Origin of the sequence: Brevundimonas sp. (genome assembly GCF_018608325.1) — a bacterium.
Classification (GTDB): domain Bacteria; phylum Pseudomonadota; class Alphaproteobacteria; order Caulobacterales; family Caulobacteraceae; genus Brevundimonas.
In genome coordinates, this window is record NZ_JABAZW010000013.1 from 1 (window position 1) to 3,510 (window position 3,510).

The 3,510-nt window shown below is 64.6% G+C and carries 7 protein-coding genes; all 7 read right to left on the reverse strand.

Annotation, left to right across the window (positions count from 1 at the left end; all coding sequences use genetic code 11):
- Positions 1 to 362: 362 nt before the first annotated feature.
- From QZ281_RS01365 to QZ281_RS01395, 7 genes are read right to left on the reverse strand one after another with little or no spacing between them, the layout of a single operon-like run.
- Complete coding sequence (locus QZ281_RS01365; protein ID WP_292223807.1) at positions 363 to 893, reverse strand: hypothetical protein; 531 nt, start codon at positions 891 to 893, stop codon at positions 363 to 365.
- Complete coding sequence (locus tag QZ281_RS01370) at positions 893 to 1,327, reverse strand: recombination protein NinB (RefSeq protein WP_292223808.1); 435 nt, start codon at positions 1,325 to 1,327, stop codon at positions 893 to 895. The genes QZ281_RS01365 and QZ281_RS01370 overlap by 1 nt, the downstream gene beginning before the upstream one ends.
- Complete coding sequence (locus QZ281_RS01375; RefSeq protein WP_292223810.1) at positions 1,327 to 2,076, reverse strand: hypothetical protein; 750 nt, start codon at positions 2,074 to 2,076, stop codon at positions 1,327 to 1,329. The genes QZ281_RS01370 and QZ281_RS01375 overlap by 1 nt, the downstream gene beginning before the upstream one ends.
- The gene (locus QZ281_RS01380; protein WP_292223813.1) at positions 2,073 to 2,285 is read right to left on the reverse strand and encodes a hypothetical protein; all 213 of its coding nucleotides are present in this window, start codon (positions 2,283 to 2,285) and stop codon (positions 2,073 to 2,075) included. The genes QZ281_RS01375 and QZ281_RS01380 overlap by 4 nt, the downstream gene beginning before the upstream one ends.
- The gene (locus QZ281_RS01385; RefSeq protein WP_363297167.1) at positions 2,285 to 3,076 is read right to left on the reverse strand and encodes a Rad52/Rad22 family DNA repair protein; all 792 of its coding nucleotides are present in this window, start codon (positions 3,074 to 3,076) and stop codon (positions 2,285 to 2,287) included. Before QZ281_RS01385 ends, QZ281_RS01380 begins: the two co-directional genes overlap by 1 nt.
- On the reverse strand, positions 2,983 to 3,243 hold the full coding sequence (locus QZ281_RS01390; protein WP_292223817.1) for a hypothetical protein: 261 nt from the start codon (positions 3,241 to 3,243) through the stop codon (positions 2,983 to 2,985). The genes QZ281_RS01385 and QZ281_RS01390 overlap by 94 nt, the downstream gene beginning before the upstream one ends.
- Positions 3,240 to 3,470, reverse strand: a complete 231-nt coding sequence (locus QZ281_RS01395; protein WP_292223820.1) for a hypothetical protein — start codon at positions 3,468 to 3,470, stop codon at positions 3,240 to 3,242. The genes QZ281_RS01390 and QZ281_RS01395 overlap by 4 nt, the downstream gene beginning before the upstream one ends.
- Positions 3,471 to 3,510 lie beyond the last annotated feature (40 nt).

Here is a 3,510-nt window from a genome sequence, read left to right on the forward strand (position 1 = left end):
GCGGGAACGCCTCGATTTCGGACAGGAAGGCGGCCCGCCAGCCCAGCGGATGCCAGGCGACGGACGCCGCTTCGATCCCGGAACAGACTGAGCCGTAGATCATCGCCCCTCCCCCTCATTTGAGGGGCTGTGTCCTCCGGTGGCGCGGGCGAGAAGGCTACGAGCACCGTCGATCCACTGCTTGAGCGCCTGACCGGCCGGGCCGCTGTCGTGGTAGGCCGTGAAGCCGTCTGAGAAGTGCACTATGCCGTCGAGGTGCATCATGGCCTCGTCGTGAAGTGCGCTTGGTTGTCCCTGCTTCTCCCCCATCAGACGCGACCCACCCTCTGCCGCTTCAAGCGATTGAATGAGAGACGACCCGCTCATTGGTCTGCACCATTGGCTTTGGGCCGGGCGAACTGCTGGATGACCGGCAGTGCAGGCGCGCCGTTTTTGAAAGCCGCGTAGAGAGCGGCGGCGAAGTCGGCGACGGCGTCACCGAGGCCCAGACGATCCCAGAACTTGCGCTGTCCGTTGTCGCAGGCGTTCGGCAGGCCGGTGTGGTGCAGGGTGCAGAGGGGCACGGTGCGGGCGTCGTGGATGCGCTTGCCGCCTCCCCGCTCCCGCCAGCCCTTGCCTGCGATGGCGAGGTTCTGATGCGCCGCCTCGATCCGGTTCGGCAGGCCATGCGGGTTCATCGGCTCGCCTTCGAGCAGGCAGGCGATGCAGGCCGTGTCCTCATGCAGCCAGGACAGGTAGGCGGCGTCGGTCTGGCGCGGGTCGCGTTGACCCTTGGCCTCGGGCTTGTAGGACCGGAGCCGCTTTCCAGGTTTGAAGGTGCGGGGGCGTGCGGCCTTCTTTTCCGCCTGGAGGCGGCGAAGGTCAGCGTCGATCTGCCAGAGAGGGCGGCCCATCAAGCGGCCCTCCGATCCGAGCTATCGTTCGCGGCCGTTAGATCGAAATGCTCGATGGTCAGGCCGTTCTGCGCCGACCACGCGAGGATCAGTTCGATCAGATCCGAGAACTCGGACTTGGTCAGCTTCGACGAGCGCAGGCCCAGCGGCAGCATGGACGTGCCGTCGAGCGTCGGGACAAACCGAACCTCCCGGCCCAGCGCGTGCATGAACAAGGCCTTGTAAGTTTCGGCATCCATCTGCACGCCGTTGTGCTCGGGGCGCTGTTTGACGATCTGGCCCAGCAAGGACCAGAGGGCCGAGTTCTGGTGATCGGTGCGCTTTGCGTCGCGGACTTCCATCACCATGCCCTTGCTCTCGCGGACCGCTTTCTCGATCCACGAGTGGGCGCGGGCGACGGTGAAGCTGTTCAGAGGGATCGTGAAGCGGCTCATCAGTAGCGCTCCTCGCGGAACCGGATTCCCTTGCCTTCTGCCCCGCGCCGGTTCTGGCGAGCGTCATCATCCGCAAGCTTCTGCACCAGGGCGCGGAAGGGCTCGGAGTTCTCCAGCCAATAGTGACGCACTGCTGCGTTCAGATCGGTGATGTCCGCGACCGGGCGGGTTCTCAGGCCCTGCGCACGTCCGCCGCCATGGGCGTGCGCCTTGTCGTTCGCAGCGATCTTGGCGGCTTTCTGGGCGTCTTCCGCGTCCCTGATGGCTTGATCCGCGACCTCGCGGGATTCCAGATCGGAGGCGCGGGCAGCGGCGAGCGCTTCAGCGGCGGCTCTCGCCTTGGCGGCCGCCTCCTCTGCAGCCTTCACACGCGCGGCCTCGATCTCCTGCTCGCGCTTGATCAGGAACGGGCGCTTGGCGGCGTTCAAGGCATCAATTGCGGTCGGAACCTTGCCGGGCGCCTTGTTCTTCAGCGGTGCCAGATAGACGTTGTAGCGGCTCTGGATGGCGTCGATCTGGTCGTCGAGCGGCTTCTTCTCCTTGACGCGTTCAGCTTCCAGCGCCTTGGCATTTCCGGTCAGGTCGTCGATCAGGCGCGCGATCTCGTCGACCTGTTCCTGGGTTTCGGCGACCGTGCCGTCAGCCCAGTTCTTCGCTTCGATCAGGGCGTCATTGATGCTCTCGACGATGATGTCGAAGGGCGTTTCGACGGGCGGGTTGTTGCTCAGGTGAATCGGTTCGGCGCTCATGCTTCCGCCTCCGACTTCGCGGCTTGCTCTGCCTGTTCAGCGGCATAGGCTTCGTCGCGCCGTTCCAGCTCAGCCGTCATCGCGTCGATTTCGGTCTGGCGCAGGCCGTCGCGTTGCTCACGGACCAGCTTGGCCAGGGCGCTGGCGAGATGGGGGTAAGCCATGTCGGCGATCACAACGTCTTGGCCCTTGGAGTTCACGTAGAACATCAGGCAGCTTCCTTCTGGTCGAAGGGGGTTTCGGTCTTGGCAGCGGTCAGGCGAGCCACGTCCACGTCCTTGGCCTTCAGCACCCGACGCCACTCGAGCTCAGGCAGAGCGGCCTTTAGGCCGTCCTTGTTCGGCTCCCAGAAGGCCTTGAACTCGTCCGGCGTCTTACATCGTGACATTTGAGCGATGGCATGATCGGCGGCGGCGCTTAAGCCATCCGTTGCTCGCTCTGCGGCGATCCTGTTAGCGACGCTGGCACCGGCACGAGCAGCAGCCACTAGCTTCTGACGTTCGCTCGCCTTGATGCGATACGAGCGCCCGGCTCCTTCAATCTCAACCCACGGGCTGGCGAGGTCATACAGGTAGCGACCGATGCCCCATTTCACAGCGGCGCGTTTTAGGGCGTCAGAGATTGCGCCCTTCTCGGACTCCACATCGCTGTCACCGGCACCGTCAGCCTTGGTGACCCATTCTCCATCGACGCGGATCGACAGGTAGCAGAGTGTGCGCGGGCCGTGGAACTCGTAGCGGTCCTGCCAGTTCGCCGCGCCGACGACCGTATCAAGACGCTCCATCACATCGCGGGCGTCGATATAGCCAAGAGCCATGCCCTTGTCCTTGGCTTGGGTCGTGGAGCCAACGCGCCATGAGATGATGTCTGGATCGAAGGGCGCAGCCAGTGCCGTAAGCATATCAGTCATTGGAGGTATCCGACGCTGTCCAGTGCCGTGCGGATAGACTGCGCGCGCTGCTGGGTGGATGGGATTGCGGAGTTCGTCAGCCAGAGCCATTCGCTCCAGGCTTCACGCGGAAGCATCAGGCGCAGAACACCATCAGCCCACACGGCGATCATGCCGTTGATGACAGAGCCTTCCGGGGCGTCCTTGTTGGGGATCGCAGAGCGAGCTTGCGCCGCCCCGGCCTTGGCTGCTGGGGAAAGGGTGTTGGCATCGGTCATGAGACGAAGGCCTGTTCAGTGTGCTGGGTGCGGAAGGTCAGCGCCTCGCCGGAAAGGCGAAGGGACCGGGCACGACGCCATGCCGACCGGGTGGCCTCGACCGAAGTCCAGGCCGCGAACCGTTCGACGTGCTGGTGGCCATTACGGTCCAGCCACGACAGGCGGGCGGTGTATTTGATCAGGCTCTCGGCGTGGGCCGGTCGGCGGAAAGGGAGGACTTGGCCCATCACGCAGCCTCGCCAATCTTGGCGTCGTCGGCGGCGGCTG